This window comes from Mesorhizobium sp. Root554, from assembly GCF_001427025.1.
Lineage (GTDB): Bacteria > Pseudomonadota > Alphaproteobacteria > Rhizobiales > Rhizobiaceae > Mesorhizobium.
The window spans coordinates 141,623-155,816 of the sequence record NZ_LMGA01000001.1 but is presented as its reverse complement, the minus strand read 5'-3'; the positions used below and the strand labels follow the sequence as shown (position 1 = coordinate 155,816).

Here is a 14,194-nt window from a genome sequence, read left to right as displayed (position 1 = left end):
TAGCAGGGGCACCGGCTTGCGGCAAGCGGGGGGACCGGACAGCGGGAACCGCTGCGTAGCCTGCGAAAAAATGCCTAACAGCTAAAATTTTAGCGGTTCCCTTAGCGGGACCTTTGCCGGCGCTGCGTTATCAAGGACGCGATCAATGCTCATGGGGGCAAGATGCGTAAAATAATGGCAAGGTTCGCGCAGGCCGAAAGCGGCTCGCTGCTGCCCATATTCGCCATATCGCTGGTGCCGCTGATGCTGGCAGTCGGGATGTCGGTCGATTATTCCTCGGCGGTCTCGTCAAAGGCGACGATGCAGAGCGCGCTGGACGCCGCGACGCTGTCGCTGACCACGCTGCCCAAGAGCACCTCCGAAGCCGATCGCACCAAGCAGTTGCAGGACGTCTTCGCAGCCAATGGCGGCCAGGGCATGGCGGCTGTCCTGCCTCCCGTATACGATGCCGACGGCACGCTGCATCTGAGCGCGTCGGCAACCTATTCCATGCCGACGAACTTCATGAAGATCGCCACGATCAGCAACGTGGACATCAATGTGCAGACCAAGGTGGTGAAGAAGCCTTCGCTGATCGAGGCGACGTTCAACGTCGATCACGTTTCCGGCTACTGGGGCAAGACGATGTATCTCTACGGTACGGAGTTCGAGACCAGCACCGAAAAAGTGCTGATGAAGATCGTCTACACCTACAAGGAATATAAATATTCCTACAAGAGCGGCAACAAGACCTATACCGCCCAGGATCCGAAAGGCTACGGCACGACGAATATCTATACCGTGTCGGGAACGACCGACACGCTGGTGCAGAGCCAGGTGTGCACGCCGGTCGGACAGAAGACCGATTTTACTCCCTCTGCGACGGCTTTCAGGAGCTTCGCGACCGCAACAAACGGAAGCTCGAACGGGGCCACTATCTATTTCAAGACGACCTGCGTGACGACGAACTCGCCCGGCAACAGCAGCGGAGCGAAGATCGACGTGAGCAAGATGAACCAGCTCTATCTGCTGATGGACGTGCCGTCCGGGCCGGTCAAGAAGCTGAAATCCAATGATACCGCGACGTCTGACCGCCTCTATATCGGCGCCGGCTACGCGACTGCGGCAGAGAAGGCGCTAAAACCTTCCACATACGCACCCGTCGAGGTTGCCAAGAACAAGACCGTCGATATCTTCAGCGCCGTGCCTTGCAGCCAGACCAGCGATCAGGCCTGGGAGGACGGCGGCAACGCGGTACCCGCCGATGTTTCCAACGCCGACTTCTTTTATTCCATCACGGGCAAGTGCGACTACAACCAGCGTATCGCCCAGACCCGCATTACGGAGTAGTCGTGCGGCGGCGCGACAGCGCGTGACAAACAGCCGGCGCGCTTCCCAACGGACGAAGCGACCGGTACCGCAGGATGGTGGAGGATTTCTCCCGCGCGCGTTCTGCTTTGACTGCCTGACAGCACCTGGCAACCCGATCACGAAGCGGTGAAGCCTGTAACAAGGGCCGCGCCACGGCGAACCAATGGACGTCAACGCGGCAAAGCCGCTTCGCCCAGAGGAGATCGCCATGAAACTTTCCGCCCGTCAGACCGTAACTTCCCTTGCATTCGTCCTGGCTTCGACCGTGCTGCTTTCAGGCGGTATCGCCAACGCCCAGGACGCCATGAAGCCCGCTGGCCAGACCGACGCCATGAAGCCAGCGGACTCGATGAAGGCCGACGACAAGATGATGGCCGACTGCAAGGAAAAGGCCGGCATGGAAAGCGACGCCATGAAGAAGGACGAGGCCATGAAGGCCTGCGACGCCATGGGCGGCGACGCCATGAAGCCCGACGCGATGAAGCCTGCCAAGTAGCGGGAGCAGCCCTGCGGCCGAAACCCGAAGGGCGGCCGCGGGGCAACCACGCACGACAAAGTGAGGCGCGCTGCGCCTCTTTCCCATTGTATAGATGAGCAGAATTTCCAGCAGGCTGCAGCCGCACCGGAGACATGTCATGACCGCCAAACCCGATTCCGCCCGTCCGCGCCTTGCCGCCTTCGCAACGCGCGCCTTCGTCGCGCTGGCAATTTCAGCCACGGCGCTGGCCATCTCGCAAGCCCCTGCCCTGTCGGCGGAAGAGGCGGTGAAAATCCCGCCGCCGGCGCTCGACGAGAAAGCCTCGGCTGCGACCGAAAAGGCGGTGTTCGCGGGCGGCTGCTTCTGGGGCGTTCAAGGCGTGTTCCAGCATGTGAAGGGCGTCAAAAGCGCCGTATCCGGCTATGCCGGCGGCACCGAGATGGACGCCATGTACGAAACGGTCGGCACTGGCCGCACCGGCCATGCCGAGGCCGTCGAGATCACCTATGACCCGTCGAAGATCACCTACGGCAAGCTGCTGCAGGTCTACTTCTCCGTCGCGCACAACCCGACGCAGTTGAACTACCAGGGGCCGGACCAGGGAACGCAGTACCGCTCGACCGTCTTCGTGGCGAATGACGAGCAAAAGAAGATCGCCGAGAGCTACATCGGCCAGCTCGGCAAGGCCAAGGTATTCCCGGACAAGATCGTGACGACGCTGGAAAGCGGCAAGACGTTCTATCCCGCCGAGGCCTATCACCAGGATTATCTGACGCTGAACCCGACCAGCCCCTACATCGTCTATAACGACCTGCCGAAGATCGGAAACCTCAAGACGATGTTTCCGGACCTCTACAGCGAAAAGCCGATGCTGGTGACGGCGGCGGCGAAAAGCTGAACCGAATCAGCATCAAAGCCAGCCGCCGGCAAAGCCGGCGCGCCGGAGGCCTGCCACGACATAGGTGCCGCGCATCAGGCTCCAGACCAGTTCGGTCCGGTGGTTTTCGATCATCAGGCCGATCGGCCCTTCATTGATGCCGACGCGATCGGGCGCGGTCCAGAAGCCGGGCGCGCTGTCGTCGCGGAAAGTCCGGTTGTAGCTGGCGGCGAAACCCCAGGGGCTGTCGCGGCCCATGCCAAGCGCGCGGAAATGCTCCAGCGCCGGCAGCACGATCTCCGGCGCAAAGGGCAACGAGGCGGCGGTCGCCCAGGGCGAGAGCGTGCCGTCATCGGGGCCGAACGGCGCGCCCCGGGCCAGATAGCCATAGAAGCGTCTGTCAACGCCGCCGATCCGCCGCTTGGCAGGCCCCGGCCCATCGCTGGCTGTGAGGCCCCAGGCGTTCTGACCATAGCCCTCGAAGCCGCGCGGGTTGCGGATGGCGTAGTCGCGCTGAATGTAGGCGGCCTTGCTGCTGTTTTCGAAATAGTCGCTGTCATGTTCGCGCATGAAGGCATCGCTTATGCCGCGCAGGTCGAGCCAGATATGCGACATCTGGTGGATGAACAGCGGGCCGGCATAGGCAAGTTCGCGGCCGTAGAGCTTCTTCCAGCGATAGTTTCCGAGCCAGGCCGGGTAGCTTTCGGGCGGCAGCGCGTGGGTGGGCGAGCCAAGGCCGAGCACATAGAGGATCAGCGCTTCGTCATAACCTTCCCAGCGGTAGCGCAGGAAGCCGCGCTCCGGCCGCCAGCCATGGGTGACCGTGGCGCCGCCATTCAGCGCCCAGTTCCACTCGACGCGGCGGTAAAGCGCGTCGGCCAACCGGCGTATCTCGGCCTCGGTCTCGCCGTCCTCCTGGAAATAAGCCGCGGCGGCCAGAACCCCCGCCATGAGAATGGCGGTATCGACGGTCGAGAGTTCGCATTTCCAGACGCGACGGCCGGTCTGCATGTCGAGGAAGTGGTAGTAAAAGCCCTTGTAGCCGGCTGCGTCGGTCTCGGGACCCTGGGGAGCATCCCATAGGAACTTCAGCGTGACGAGGGTCCGGTCGGCTGCCTGCCGGCGCGTGATGTAGCCGCGCGCGACGCCAACCGCATAGGCGGTCAGCGCGATGCCGACGGCGGCGATGCTGGCGGGGGAGCCGGGGCGCGTACGGTCGCGGACCAGGCCGTTCAACGGATTGGCCTGCTCGATGAAATAGTCGAAGGAAAAGCGCTGCAGGCCGGCCAGCAGGTCGTCACCCGCGATCTGGGTATTCAAAACATCCATGCAGCGTCTATGCCGGTTCCGTCAGCGCGCGAAAATGATCGCCCGATCAATCATAGGTGAGATCGCCCGCCTTGCCGCCGAAAACCCGGTAGGCATAGAAGGAATAGAAGACGATGACCGGCAGCACCACGACAGTGCCGGCGAGGATGATGGCGAGGCTTTCAGGCGCCGAGGCGGCCTGCCAGATGGTCAGCCTGTCGGGCACCACGAAGGGATAGAACGACCAGGCAAGGCCGGCGAAGCCGAGCGCGAAGATGCCGGCGAGCGTCAGGAAGGGCACGATGGCGTGGCGGTCGCTTTCCTTCGGCAGGTGGAAAGTCTGCCGCCACAGCCACAGGAACAGGATGCCGGACAGGATCGGCAGCGGCGACAGGTAGATCATGTCGGGCAGCACGAACCATTTGGCGAAGATGCGCGGCGAGGCGAACGGCGTGGCGAGCGAGACGGCGGCCATGCCGACGACGGTGAAGACGAGCGCCGAGCGCAGCCACTTGACCGCCTTCTTCTGCAACTCGCCCTCGGTCTTGTAGATCAGCCAGGCCGCGCCCATGGCGGCATAGGCGGCGGCGAGGCACAGCGCCACCAGCGCGCCGAAAGCCATGCCGGCAAAGCTGGCATCGAGCCCCAGCACATAGACGCCGAGCATATAGCCTTGCGCCAGCGAGGCGATGAGCGAGCCGGCGAAGAACACCCGGTTCCAGCGGTGCTTGCGGCCGGCCGGCACCTTGGCGCGGAAATCGAACGCCACGCCGCGCAGGATGAGGCCGACAAGCAGCAGGAAAACCGGGATGTAGAGCGCGGTCAGGATGATGCCGTGCGCCACCGGGAAGGCGACCAGCAAGAGGCCGACCGCCAACACCAGCCAGGTCTCGTTGGCGTCCCAGAAGGGGCCGATGGCGGCGATCATCGTATCCTGTTCCTTGTCCTCGGCCAGCGAGAACAGGATGCCGATGCCGAGGTCGAAGCCGTCGAGCACGACATAGATCAGGATCGACAGGCCCATGAGGCCGGCGAAGACGAGAGGCAGCAGTGTCGGCCAGTCGAGGGTCATGGCTTTATCCTCACCTTTCGCTCTGCGCCGGTTGGGAAAGCGCGGCGTTCATCACACCGGGCAGCGGCGAGGTATCGCCTTCCTTGGCGGCCTTCAGCGCCAGATGCACCAGCACCCCCAGGAAGGCGACGAGGAGCACGGCATAGAGTATGAGATAGATGGCGAGCGTCAGCGCCACATGGCTTCCGGCAACCGGTCCGACCGCATCGGCGGTCTTGAGCACGCCGGTAACCAGCCAGGGCTGGCGGCCGATTTCGGTGGTGTACCAACCGGCCAATGTCGCCACCCAGCCGGAGACCGTCATCGGCACCATCAGCAGCGCAAGCGGCCTGGGCAGGCTCTTTCGCCGCCACAGGAAGAAGGTCGCCGCCCAGGAGACGGCGAGCATCAAGAGGCCGATGCCGACCATGATGCGGAAGCCCCAGAAAACCGGGAACACCGGCGGATGGTTGCCTTCGAACTGGTCGAGACCGGGTACGACACCATCGGCGCTGTGGCGCAGGATGAGGCTGGCGCCATCGGGAATGGTGATCTCGAAGCGGTTTTCCTTCGCCTTCTCGTCGGGCAGCGCAAACAGCACCAGCGGGATGTTCGGGCCGGTGTGCCAGTTGGCCTCCATGGCGGCGATCTTGGCGGGCTGGTGCTCCAGCGTGTTCAGCCCATGCTGGTCGCCGGCGAATATCTGGATGGGGATCAGCACGGCGGCCAGGAACGTGCCGGTGCGCAGCGCCTTCCACATGGATTGCGAGCGGTCGCCCTGGAGGTAACGCAGCGCCGAAAGGCCGGCGATGAAAAAGGAGACGGTGAGGCCCGAGGCCAGGAGCATATGCACCAGCCGGTAAGGCATGGACGGATTGAAGACGATCGCCCACCAGTCTACCGCATGGGCGACGCCATCGCGCATCTCGAAGCCGGTGGGTGTCTGCATCCACGAGTTCAGCGCGATTATCCAGAAGGCGGAAACGGTGGTGCCGCCGGCGACGAGCACAGTGGCGAGCGTGTGGATGCGGTTCGACACGCGGCGGAAGCCGAACAGCATGATGCCGAGAAACGCCGCCTCGAGGAAGAATGCTGTCAGGATCTCGTAGGCCAGCAGCGGCCCGGCGACATTGCCGACCGTTTCCATGTAACCCGGCCAGTTGGTGCCGAACTGGAAGCTCATGGTGACGCCGGTGACGACGCCCATGGCGAAGGACAGGGCGAAGACCTTCACCCAGGTGAAATAAGCACGCATCCAGGCGCCATCGGAGGTGGCGTTGTAGCGGAGCTTGAAGAAAAGCAGCACCCAGCCAAGCGCAATGGTGATGGTTGGAAAGAGAATATGAAACGAGATGTTCGCGCCGAATTGAATACGCGAAAGAATGAGCGGGTCCATGGCGACTCCGGCTGCGTTATTACAGCCAGAGACTACGCCTCGCCTCCCTGTCCGTCAAAGCGGCGCAGCGCCACGCGAGGCGGAAGGTCGCAGGCCTTCCGCCTTCGCTCCCGGGTCCCGGCTAGTCCAGGGATCTCGTCTCGCCGCTGACGGCGTCGAACTTCATCTCAACCTTGGCGTTGTCGGTGGTGTAATAGGTGACATCGTAGCCGCCATCGTCCCAGCCGACCTCGCTGATGTAGCGGAAGTCCGGCCGCTTCTCGACCTTGGCGATGATTTCGGAGAGTTTCTTGCCGTTCGCCGGGGGAACATCGGGCGCCGGTGCGGCGGATTGCGCCAAGGCCGGGCTGGCGGCGAGAACCAGAGCAAATGCCGCGGCTGAAATCGTTTTCAACATAGTCGTCCTCATTCGGGTTTATATCGAATACCTGTACCAGAAAGGTCGCGCCGGATCGCCTCTTCCTCGTCGTCTTCGGGAAGCGCTTCATCGCTGTCCTGGTCGGGATTGTCGTCGTCCTCCTCGGGCAGTTCGCCGTCCGACTCCGGATCGGGAACGGCATCAACGCCAGGAACAGCGCCCTCAAGGTCCTCCCAATCCTGCTCGGCAATGGAGGGAGTATCATTGGATTTCTGCAAACCGGTGTCCGCAGCCGACTTCGTGGGATTCATGGTCCGCTCCTGTGTCATGGCGCTAAAACTCGCTGGCCGCCCGGTTCGTTCCGCCACCCGCCGTGGGAACCATTCATGCTGACGGCGCTTGGCGTTTCATGCGCTTCGGCAGGTGGGGCTGGCGACAAATGTCAGGAGCTGCCTTGAATTGCCGTTGCGCGCACCGACATTCAGCGGCAAAACGCGTATCCCTTTTCAGAAAAAAGCAATTTGCCCATGTCGCTCGCGTCCGACTCGCCCGCTATCTCGATTTCCAGCCTGTCGAAAACCTATGCCACAGGCTTCCAGGCGCTGAAGGGCGTCAGCCTCGACATAAAGCACGGTGAAATCTTCGCGCTGCTCGGCCCCAACGGCGCCGGCAAGACGACGCTGATTTCGATCGTCTGCGGCATCGTCAACCGGTCCGGCGGCACGGTGACCGTGGACGGCCACGATATTTCCAAAGACTACCGGGCCGCGCGCAGCCTGATCGGGCTGGTGCCGCAGGAACTGACGGTGGAGGCTTTCGAGACGGTTCGGAACGCCTTGACCTACAGCCGCGGGCTGTTCGGCAGGCCGCCCAATCCGGATTTCGTCGAGAAGGTGCTGAAGGACCTGTCGCTATGGGACAAGCGCGACGAGAAGATCATCACCCTTTCCGGCGGCATGAAGCGGCGCGTCATGATCGGCAAGGCACTGGCGCATGAGCCGCGGATCCTGTTCCTCGACGAGCCGACAGCCGGCGTGGACGTAGAGCTGCGGCAGGACATGTGGGCGATGGTGCGACGGCTACGCGACAACGGCGTCACCATCATCCTGACGACGCATTATATCGAGGAAGCCGAGGAGATGGCCGACCGCGTCGGTGTCATCAACCATGGCGAACTGGTGCTGATCGAGGACAAGACCGAGCTGATGCGCAAGCTCGGCCGCAAGCAGCTCAAGCTGGAATTGCGCAAGCCGGTGAAGGACCTGCCGGCGAAATTCGCGCGCTACGAGCTTGAGATCGGCGACGACGGCAGCCAGCTCACCTATACCTATGACAATCAGGCGGAACGACCGGGCGTCGCCTCGCTGATCCGCGACCTCGACGAGGCCGGCATCGAATTCCGCGATCTCGACACCGAAAACTCCTCACTGGAAGAGATTTTCGTCAATCTGGTGAGGAAAACGCCATGAACCGCCATGCCGTCTGGGCGATCTACAAGGTGGAAATGGCGCGCACGCTACGCACCTTGCTGCAAAGCGTCGTGTCGCCGGTCATCTCGACCTCGCTTTATTTCGTCGTCTTCGGCGCCGCCATCGGTTCGCGCATCACCGAAATCGACGGCATCAGCTACGGCGCCTTCATCGTGCCGGGGCTGATCATGCTGTCGCTCTTGACGCAATCGATCTCCAACGCCTCGTTCGGCATCTATTTCCCGAAATTCGTCGGCACGATCTTCGAACTGTTGTCCGCCCCGGTCTCCTATCTGGAAATCGTGCTTGCGTATGTCGGCGCAGCTGCGACCAAGTCGGTCGCCATCGGGCTGATCATCCTGGCCACCGCCTCGCTCTTCGTGCCGCTGCATATCGAACATCCGTTCTGGATGATCGGCTTCCTGATCCTGACGGCCGTCACCTTCAGCCTGTTCGGCTTCATCATCGGCGTCTGGGCGGGGAATTTCGAGCAGCTGCAGCTGGTGCCGCTGTTGATCATCACGCCGCTGACCTTCCTCGGCGGCTCGTTCTATTCGATCGACATGCTGCCGGGCATCTGGCGCAGCATCAGCCTGTTCAACCCGGTGGTCTATCTGGTGAGCGGCTTCCGCTGGAGCTTCTTCGGCAAGTCCGACGTTTCGGTCGGCGTCAGCCTCGGCATGACGGTGGTGTTCCTGCTCGCCTGCATCGCGGTGATCGCCTGGATCTTCAAGACGGGATACCGGTTGAGGAGTTAGATCGCTTTCACCAACCTGAGCAGCGCCAGCATTCCGAATGCCGTACCCTTGCGGAAGGCGATGTAGACCGGCTCCTCCACACCATGGAAGCGGCGCTTGAACGCAGCCTGGCCTTGCAGGTTGAAGCGGCTGCGGTTGATCCAGTCCGAGCCGTAGGCCCGCTGGAACGCACCGCGCCAGAAGCTGCTTTCCGGATGGGCGCTGGGGCCGACACCGGCCAGCGGCGACAGCCCGAGCGTGACCGCGCCGATGCCCTCATCCCGGAACCGGTCGACGGCGAATTTGGTCAGGCCGATTTCGGCATGGGGCGTGGCGCCGGCGATCTTGCGCTTGAACGAGGTGGTGTAGGCAATGACCGCGCCATCACGGTAGATCGGATCGAAATCGAGCAGCGCGACCAGCTTGCCGGTTTCATCCAGCAGCACGAACCGGCGCATTCCCGGGCCGATCCCGGCTGCGAAGGCGCGGTTGAGAAACGCCATCTCGCGCCGCGCGACGATGCGGCCGGAGCGCCAGTCCTTCGACAGACGCTCGACTTCCGCCGCCGGCACGGTCGCGCCGTTGTCCTCGACCAGCGCATAGCCTTTCTTCAGCAGCCACCGCTCGGAATAGCGCACCGTCTCGTTGCGCTTGCCGGAGAAATCGTGCTCCGGCAACGGCAGCCTTGTGTCGAAACCGAGCTGGTTGACCTGATAACCGAGGCCAGACAGCACTCTGGCGGTGCGTTCGCCGATCTGGACGAACCAGGGCGAACCGGCGGCATCGACGAAACGGCGGATCAGGTCCTCCTGCCCAGCCGGAGAGGCGACCGGATCGGCGAGGGCGAAGTGCTGCCCCATCATGGTCTGGAAGGCGATGTAGCCATCCGGGCCGCCGAAATAGGCGAGTTTCGCCTGCGTGGCGGTGGAATAGGCGAGCGAGAAATCGCCGTGCCGGCGCAGCAGGGCGAGGCGCTGTTCGAGATCCAGCGCGGCCTCAGGCACAAGCTGCGCGCGGGCGTTGAGAAAGCGGTCGATATGCGTACGCAGGGAAGCCATTTCGAACGTTTGCCTAACGCAGGTTCACGTGCGCATTCGCGGCGTTTTCGGCGTGCGTCGCGAATCGCCCGCTATGATGTTGCAACGGCAGAGTCTTGCCATATGCGCGCCGGTGCCACATAGCGCATTCGCGAAACGGTGCAAGCGCGGAAAGAAGCAATGGCAATCAGGCCCTCGAATGCCGAACCGGTGATCGTCGTGGGCGCGGGCGCAGCGGGGCTGGCAGCGGGAGACGCGCTGGCGCGCCAGGGAATCGCGGCGGTCCTTATAGAGAAAGAAGCGCGCTCGGCCGAACCGTGGCGGCGACGTCACCCGCAACTCAACCTGAACACGCATCGTCATTTCTCCGCCCTGCCCGGCGTACCTTATCAGGACAAGACGCCGGCGTATCCCAAACGGGACACAGTGGCTGCCTATCTGGACACCTATGCCGCCAAGCGGGGACTTTCGGTCGAGTACGGCGTCGAGGTGACGCGCATCGAGCGAGACGGAGACGGCTGGATCGTGCAGACGAATGCCGGTCCGCGCCGCACGCGCCATGTGGTGGTGGCGACGGGGCGCGACCGGGCGCCATGGACGCCGGACTGGCCGGGCCGGGAAGGGTTCGCCGGCCGGATCGTCCATTCCGCAGATTTCGGTGATGTTCATGCCTACGAGGGCAAGCGCATTCTCGTCGTCGGCGGCGGAAATTCCGCGTTCGACGCGCTCAACCATCTGGCGCGGGTGAAGACGGAGAATATCTGGTTCTCGCTGCGCCACGGGCCTTCGCTGCTGCCGAAGCGGATCTCCAGCATTTCCGTCCATCGGCTGTCCGGCGTGCTGGAATGGATGCCGGTGCGGTGGGTGGACTGGATATTGGCCGCCACGCAGCGCGTGGTGTTCGGCGATCTCTCCCGTTATGGCATGCCGAAGCGCAAGGACGGCGGCGCCAGCCGTCTGGACAGCGAGCAGATCGCCATCGCGGTCGACGAAGGCGCGGTGAAGGCGCTGAAGGCCGGCCGCATCCGCATGGCGGCGCCGATCGCGAAGTTTGGCCCCGAGGGCGTGATCCTGCAGGACGGCAATGTCATTCAGCCCGATATCGTTATTGCCGCTACCGGCTACCGCAGCGGGCTCGAACCCATGGTGGGCGATCTTGGCGTGCTGGACGAGCATGGCTCGCCCAAGGTGACGCCGAAGCATCTCTCACCCCTGCCCGGCCTGTGGTTCCTCGGCATGCGGCCGGGCCTGACCGGCGATTTCCGCAGCTCGGTGGTGCAGGGGCAGCGCATCGCCAAGGCCATCGCCAAATCCGGCTGATAAAGCCGCCCTGTCAGCCCGCCTTGCTGTCCGGCACGCGGAACGCCGTCGCCTGCATCAGCATGTCCTCATCTGTCATGCCGGCATTGTGTAGCGCCAGCAGGGTGAGCGCCAGTTCGCTCGCCTCGGTGGAATCGGGAAGGATGTCACGCTGGCGGCAGGCGGCGTCGAAGACACGCTGGAGGCGCTCCACCTCCAGCGGGCGAAACAGTCCACGGTCATGGATGGACTTCGGCATCGGCGTTCTCCAGCAACCGAATTAGGCCTGAAACCGTAAAATGCAAGGCTTTCGCGGGGCTGGCGAAGCGAAAGCAGGTTGAAACGGGCCGCATGGCGGCTTGACCGGCGCACGGGCATCGGGAACAACGCTGCGAGAGCGATCGGCGGAGGCACGCATGAGTTTCGGAGGATTGGCGCAACTCGGCCTGTCGACGGTGATCTTCCTGCTGGCGGCGACGGTGGCGAAGCAGTGGGGCATCTCGCCCAGTCTCGGCAAGATCGTGCTGACGCTGGGGCTCTATTCGCTGGGCAACCTCATCATGCTGCGGCTGATCCGCGAATTCGGCATGTCGCTGTCGTTCAGCCTGTCGGCGGTTATCCAACTCGTCGCCGTCAACGCCGTGGCGCTGGTCGTCTATGGCGAGCGGCTCGGGACCATCCAGGCCGCGGGCGTAGCGCTCGCGATCATGGCGGTGGCGCTGATCACGCTCGGCCCCTATCTGCAGGGACGCTGATACGCCATGCAGGAAAGGTTTCGCGAACTGGTGAACCGCATCGAATTCCCGGTTCTTTTGGCCGGACTGATCGTGGCGCTGGGCCTGTGGGGATTTGTCGAACTCTCCGAGGTGGCTAGGGATGCCACGCCGCACGCCTTCGACACGCAAATCCTGCTCGCCTTCCGGGAAGCGGGGCAGCCGGACAATCCCATCGGATCGCCGAAGATCGAGGGCGCGGTGCGCGACATCACCGCGCTCGGCGGCACCATCGTCTTGACGCTGATCACCGCCGCCACGGTCATCTATTTCTTTTTGACGCGCCGGCTCAGCACCGCTTTCTTCGTTTTGGTCGCGATTGGCGGCGGTCAGGTGCTGTCGAGCCTGCTCAAGCTCGGGATAGACCGGCCCCGCCCGGAACTGGTTTCGCACCTCGCAACCGAAACCAGCCTGTCGTTCCCGAGCGGGCACGCCATGCTGTCGGCGGTGACCTATCTGACGCTGGGGACGCTGGCGGCGCGCTTCCTGCAAGGCCGTACGACGCGGATCTATGTGCTTTCGCTGGCGGTGCTGGTGACGCTGATGGTGGGCGTCTCGCGCATCTATCTCGGCGTCCACTGGCCCTCCGACGTGCTGGCCGGATGGTGCGCAGGCTTCGCCTGGGCGATGCTGTGCTGGCTGGCCGCCCGCTTCCTGCAGCGCGGCAACGCCATCGACGAGTGACGCCTATTCCGGGGCGGCGGCCGATCCGCCTTCCTGTTCCGCTTCGCTGCTCCACAGTATCGAGCGGTAGTCGAACCCATATTCCAGCGTCGGCTTGACGATGCGGAAATAGGGCGACAGGTCGAAATCGCGCGGCGTGTAGAGCGAATAATGGCGGATGTGGAGGATTTCCTGCCGCGAATAATGCGACTGCGCGGAAGCGCGGCCCGGCGCGCGGGTGATCTCCGGCAGGATCGGATAGCGGATCTGGCCATAGGCCTGCGCGATCAGCGTCGAGCAGATGGCGCGGGTTGGATCGCCCGATCCGAAAGCCAGCATGCGGCGGCGCCAGCGCACCGGTACCGGCGGCGTCGGCAGGAAATAGCGCAGCATGTCGAAAATGTTCTTCAGATCGTACCGCAGACCGATCCTGCCGACCATGAAAGCGACGACCGCGTCGCGGTCCTCCGGCGACAGGCCGCTGGCCCGGCAGATGCGGGTGTTATAGGTGCGGTAGTTCGAAAGGGGCACGGCGGTGCAGCCCTCGCCCAACGTCACCTCGATCAGGCGCGGCCGCTCAGATCCGTCTTCCGGTTCGGGCATGGCATCGCCGACATAGAAGGCAGCGTGCGACCAGGTCGATTGCGTCAGATACTTGATCGCCGCCGAGATCTTCTGGTTGCCCTCGATAAGCAGCACATCGCCCGGTTCCAGCGTGCGGCGCAGCGTTTCCGGGTCTGAGGGCGTGTAAGGCTCATAACCGGACGATTCTTCCTGCAGGCGCCCGGCAATCCAGCGCCCGAGCCGGTCGAGCAGCGTGTCGCCCGGCGCCGCCATCACACCAGCGCGCCGGCCGGATGGGCGACGGCCCGGCGCGTCATGAAAGCACGGGTTCCGGATAGCCGTTAAGCGCCAGCGAGGCATTGGAATAGGCCTGCTGGCCGGTCACTTCACGGCCGAGCCAATCGGGCAGCATGTCCTGGCTGACGCTGTCAGGCGTTTCCAGCTCGGTCATCACCAGACCGTCCAGTTCGCCCGAAAAGACGTCGATCTCATAGAGATAGTCCTTGTGGCGAACATGGTGGCGGGTCTTGCGGATGATGGTGCCGATGGCGAATTCCATCATCTCCTGCGCTTCCTGCAGCGGAATCGGGAATTCGTACTCGTCGCGGACCGGTAGGTCGCTGCCGAACTTCAGCGTGAAGCGGGCTTCCTTGCCGTCCTTGATGCGGACGCGGATGGAGCGGTCAGCGGCGATGGCGACATAGAACTGGACGATGGAGATGCGCTTCTCCACCGCGTCCAGCCACATCTTGTTGTCGACCAGGAATTTGCGTTCGATTTCTAATGCCATGCCCGGACTAAACCTTGCGACACCGCCAATGGCAAGCCGAATTG

General features: G+C 63.4%; 17 protein-coding genes. 8 read left to right on the top strand and 9 right to left on the bottom strand.

Annotation, left to right across the window (positions count from 1 at the left end):
- The first annotated feature begins 174 nt into the window (after positions 1-174).
- From ASD44_RS00755 to msrA, 3 genes are all read left to right on the top strand, one after another.
- Positions 175-1,329 (top strand): TadE/TadG family type IV pilus assembly protein, encoded by a 1,155-nt coding sequence (locus ASD44_RS00755; RefSeq protein ID WP_244478699.1) that lies wholly within the window; start codon positions 175-177, stop codon positions 1,327-1,329.
- A gap of 229 nt (positions 1,330-1,558) precedes the next feature.
- Entirely contained in the window at positions 1,559-1,846 is a 288-nt protein-coding gene (locus ASD44_RS00750) for a hypothetical protein (RefSeq protein ID WP_082542532.1), read from the top strand.
- 139 nt (positions 1,847-1,985) lie between these two features.
- The gene (gene msrA / locus ASD44_RS00745) at positions 1,986-2,726 is read left to right on the top strand and encodes a peptide-methionine (S)-S-oxide reductase MsrA (RefSeq protein WP_056107435.1); all 741 of its coding nucleotides are present in this window, start codon (positions 1,986-1,988) and stop codon (positions 2,724-2,726) included.
- Positions 2,727-2,738: 12 nt separating this feature from the next.
- On the opposite strand, the gene ASD44_RS00740 is transcribed toward msrA, so the two are convergent.
- The 5 genes from ASD44_RS00740 to ASD44_RS00720 form a co-directional block, all read right to left on the bottom strand.
- The gene (locus tag ASD44_RS00740) at positions 2,739-4,034 is read right to left on the bottom strand and encodes a glucoamylase family protein (protein WP_056107432.1); all 1,296 of its coding nucleotides are present in this window, start codon (positions 4,032-4,034) and stop codon (positions 2,739-2,741) included.
- 46 nt (positions 4,035-4,080) lie between these two features.
- Positions 4,081-5,085, bottom strand: coding sequence for a cytochrome d ubiquinol oxidase subunit II (locus tag ASD44_RS00735; protein ID WP_056107429.1), 1,005 nt, complete (start codon positions 5,083-5,085; stop codon positions 4,081-4,083).
- Positions 5,086-5,095: 10 nt separating this feature from the next.
- Entirely contained in the window at positions 5,096-6,460 is a 1,365-nt protein-coding gene (locus tag ASD44_RS00730; protein ID WP_056107425.1) for a cytochrome ubiquinol oxidase subunit I, read from the bottom strand.
- Between the two features lie 121 nt (positions 6,461-6,581).
- Positions 6,582-6,857, bottom strand: coding sequence for a PepSY domain-containing protein (locus ASD44_RS00725; RefSeq protein WP_056107422.1), 276 nt, complete (start codon positions 6,855-6,857; stop codon positions 6,582-6,584).
- Between the two features lie 8 nt (positions 6,858-6,865).
- Positions 6,866-7,129: a hypothetical protein gene (locus tag ASD44_RS00720; protein ID WP_056107420.1), complete on the bottom strand. Its 264-nt coding sequence runs from the start codon at positions 7,127-7,129 to the stop codon at positions 6,866-6,868.
- A gap of 216 nt (positions 7,130-7,345) precedes the next feature.
- Between ASD44_RS00720 and ASD44_RS00715 the strand changes: the two genes are divergently transcribed.
- Together ASD44_RS00715 and ASD44_RS00710 are read left to right on the top strand one after the other, a co-directional pair.
- Positions 7,346-8,287 (top strand): ABC transporter ATP-binding protein, encoded by a 942-nt coding sequence (locus ASD44_RS00715; RefSeq protein WP_056107416.1) that lies wholly within the window; start codon positions 7,346-7,348, stop codon positions 8,285-8,287.
- On the top strand, positions 8,284-9,045 hold the full coding sequence (locus ASD44_RS00710) for an ABC transporter permease (RefSeq protein ID WP_056107414.1): 762 nt from the start codon (positions 8,284-8,286) through the stop codon (positions 9,043-9,045). The genes ASD44_RS00715 and ASD44_RS00710 overlap by 4 nt, the downstream gene beginning before the upstream one ends.
- Here the strand turns inward: ASD44_RS00710 and ASD44_RS00705 are convergent.
- Positions 9,042-10,082: a phosphatidylglycerol lysyltransferase domain-containing protein gene (locus ASD44_RS00705; RefSeq protein ID WP_056107411.1), complete on the bottom strand. Its 1,041-nt coding sequence runs from the start codon at positions 10,080-10,082 to the stop codon at positions 9,042-9,044. The genes ASD44_RS00710 and ASD44_RS00705 overlap by 4 nt on opposite strands.
- Before the next feature lie 159 nt (positions 10,083-10,241).
- Here ASD44_RS00705 and ASD44_RS00700 point away from each other — a divergent pair, with 159 nt between their 5' ends.
- Positions 10,242-11,381 carry an NAD(P)/FAD-dependent oxidoreductase gene (locus ASD44_RS00700; protein ID WP_056107408.1) on the top strand — a complete coding sequence of 380 codons (1,140 nt, stop codon included), beginning with the start codon at positions 10,242-10,244 and terminating at the stop codon, positions 11,379-11,381.
- 13 nt (positions 11,382-11,394) lie between these two features.
- On the opposite strand, the gene ASD44_RS00695 is transcribed toward ASD44_RS00700, so the two are convergent.
- A complete protein-coding gene (locus tag ASD44_RS00695) occupies positions 11,395-11,619 on the bottom strand; it encodes a hypothetical protein (protein ID WP_056107405.1) in 225 nt (74 codons plus the stop codon).
- Between the two features lie 157 nt (positions 11,620-11,776).
- On the opposite strand from ASD44_RS00695, the gene ASD44_RS00690 reads away from it, so the two are divergent.
- Complete coding sequence (locus tag ASD44_RS00690; RefSeq protein WP_056107402.1) at positions 11,777-12,115, top strand: hypothetical protein; 339 nt, start codon at positions 11,777-11,779, stop codon at positions 12,113-12,115.
- A gap of 6 nt (positions 12,116-12,121) precedes the next feature.
- On the top strand, positions 12,122-12,817 hold the full coding sequence (locus tag ASD44_RS00685; RefSeq protein WP_056107399.1) for a phosphatase PAP2 family protein: 696 nt from the start codon (positions 12,122-12,124) through the stop codon (positions 12,815-12,817).
- A gap of 3 nt (positions 12,818-12,820) precedes the next feature.
- On the opposite strand, the gene ASD44_RS00680 is transcribed toward ASD44_RS00685, so the two are convergent.
- Both ASD44_RS00680 and ASD44_RS00675 read right to left on the bottom strand, forming a co-directional pair.
- Positions 12,821-13,633 carry a YiiX/YebB-like N1pC/P60 family cysteine hydrolase gene (locus ASD44_RS00680; protein WP_056107397.1) on the bottom strand — a complete coding sequence of 271 codons (813 nt, stop codon included), beginning with the start codon at positions 13,631-13,633 and terminating at the stop codon, positions 12,821-12,823.
- Positions 13,634-13,673: 40 nt separating this feature from the next.
- Positions 13,674-14,150: a CYTH domain-containing protein gene (locus tag ASD44_RS00675; RefSeq protein WP_056107394.1), complete on the bottom strand. Its 477-nt coding sequence runs from the start codon at positions 14,148-14,150 to the stop codon at positions 13,674-13,676.
- Between the last annotated feature and the right edge of the window lie 44 nt (positions 14,151-14,194).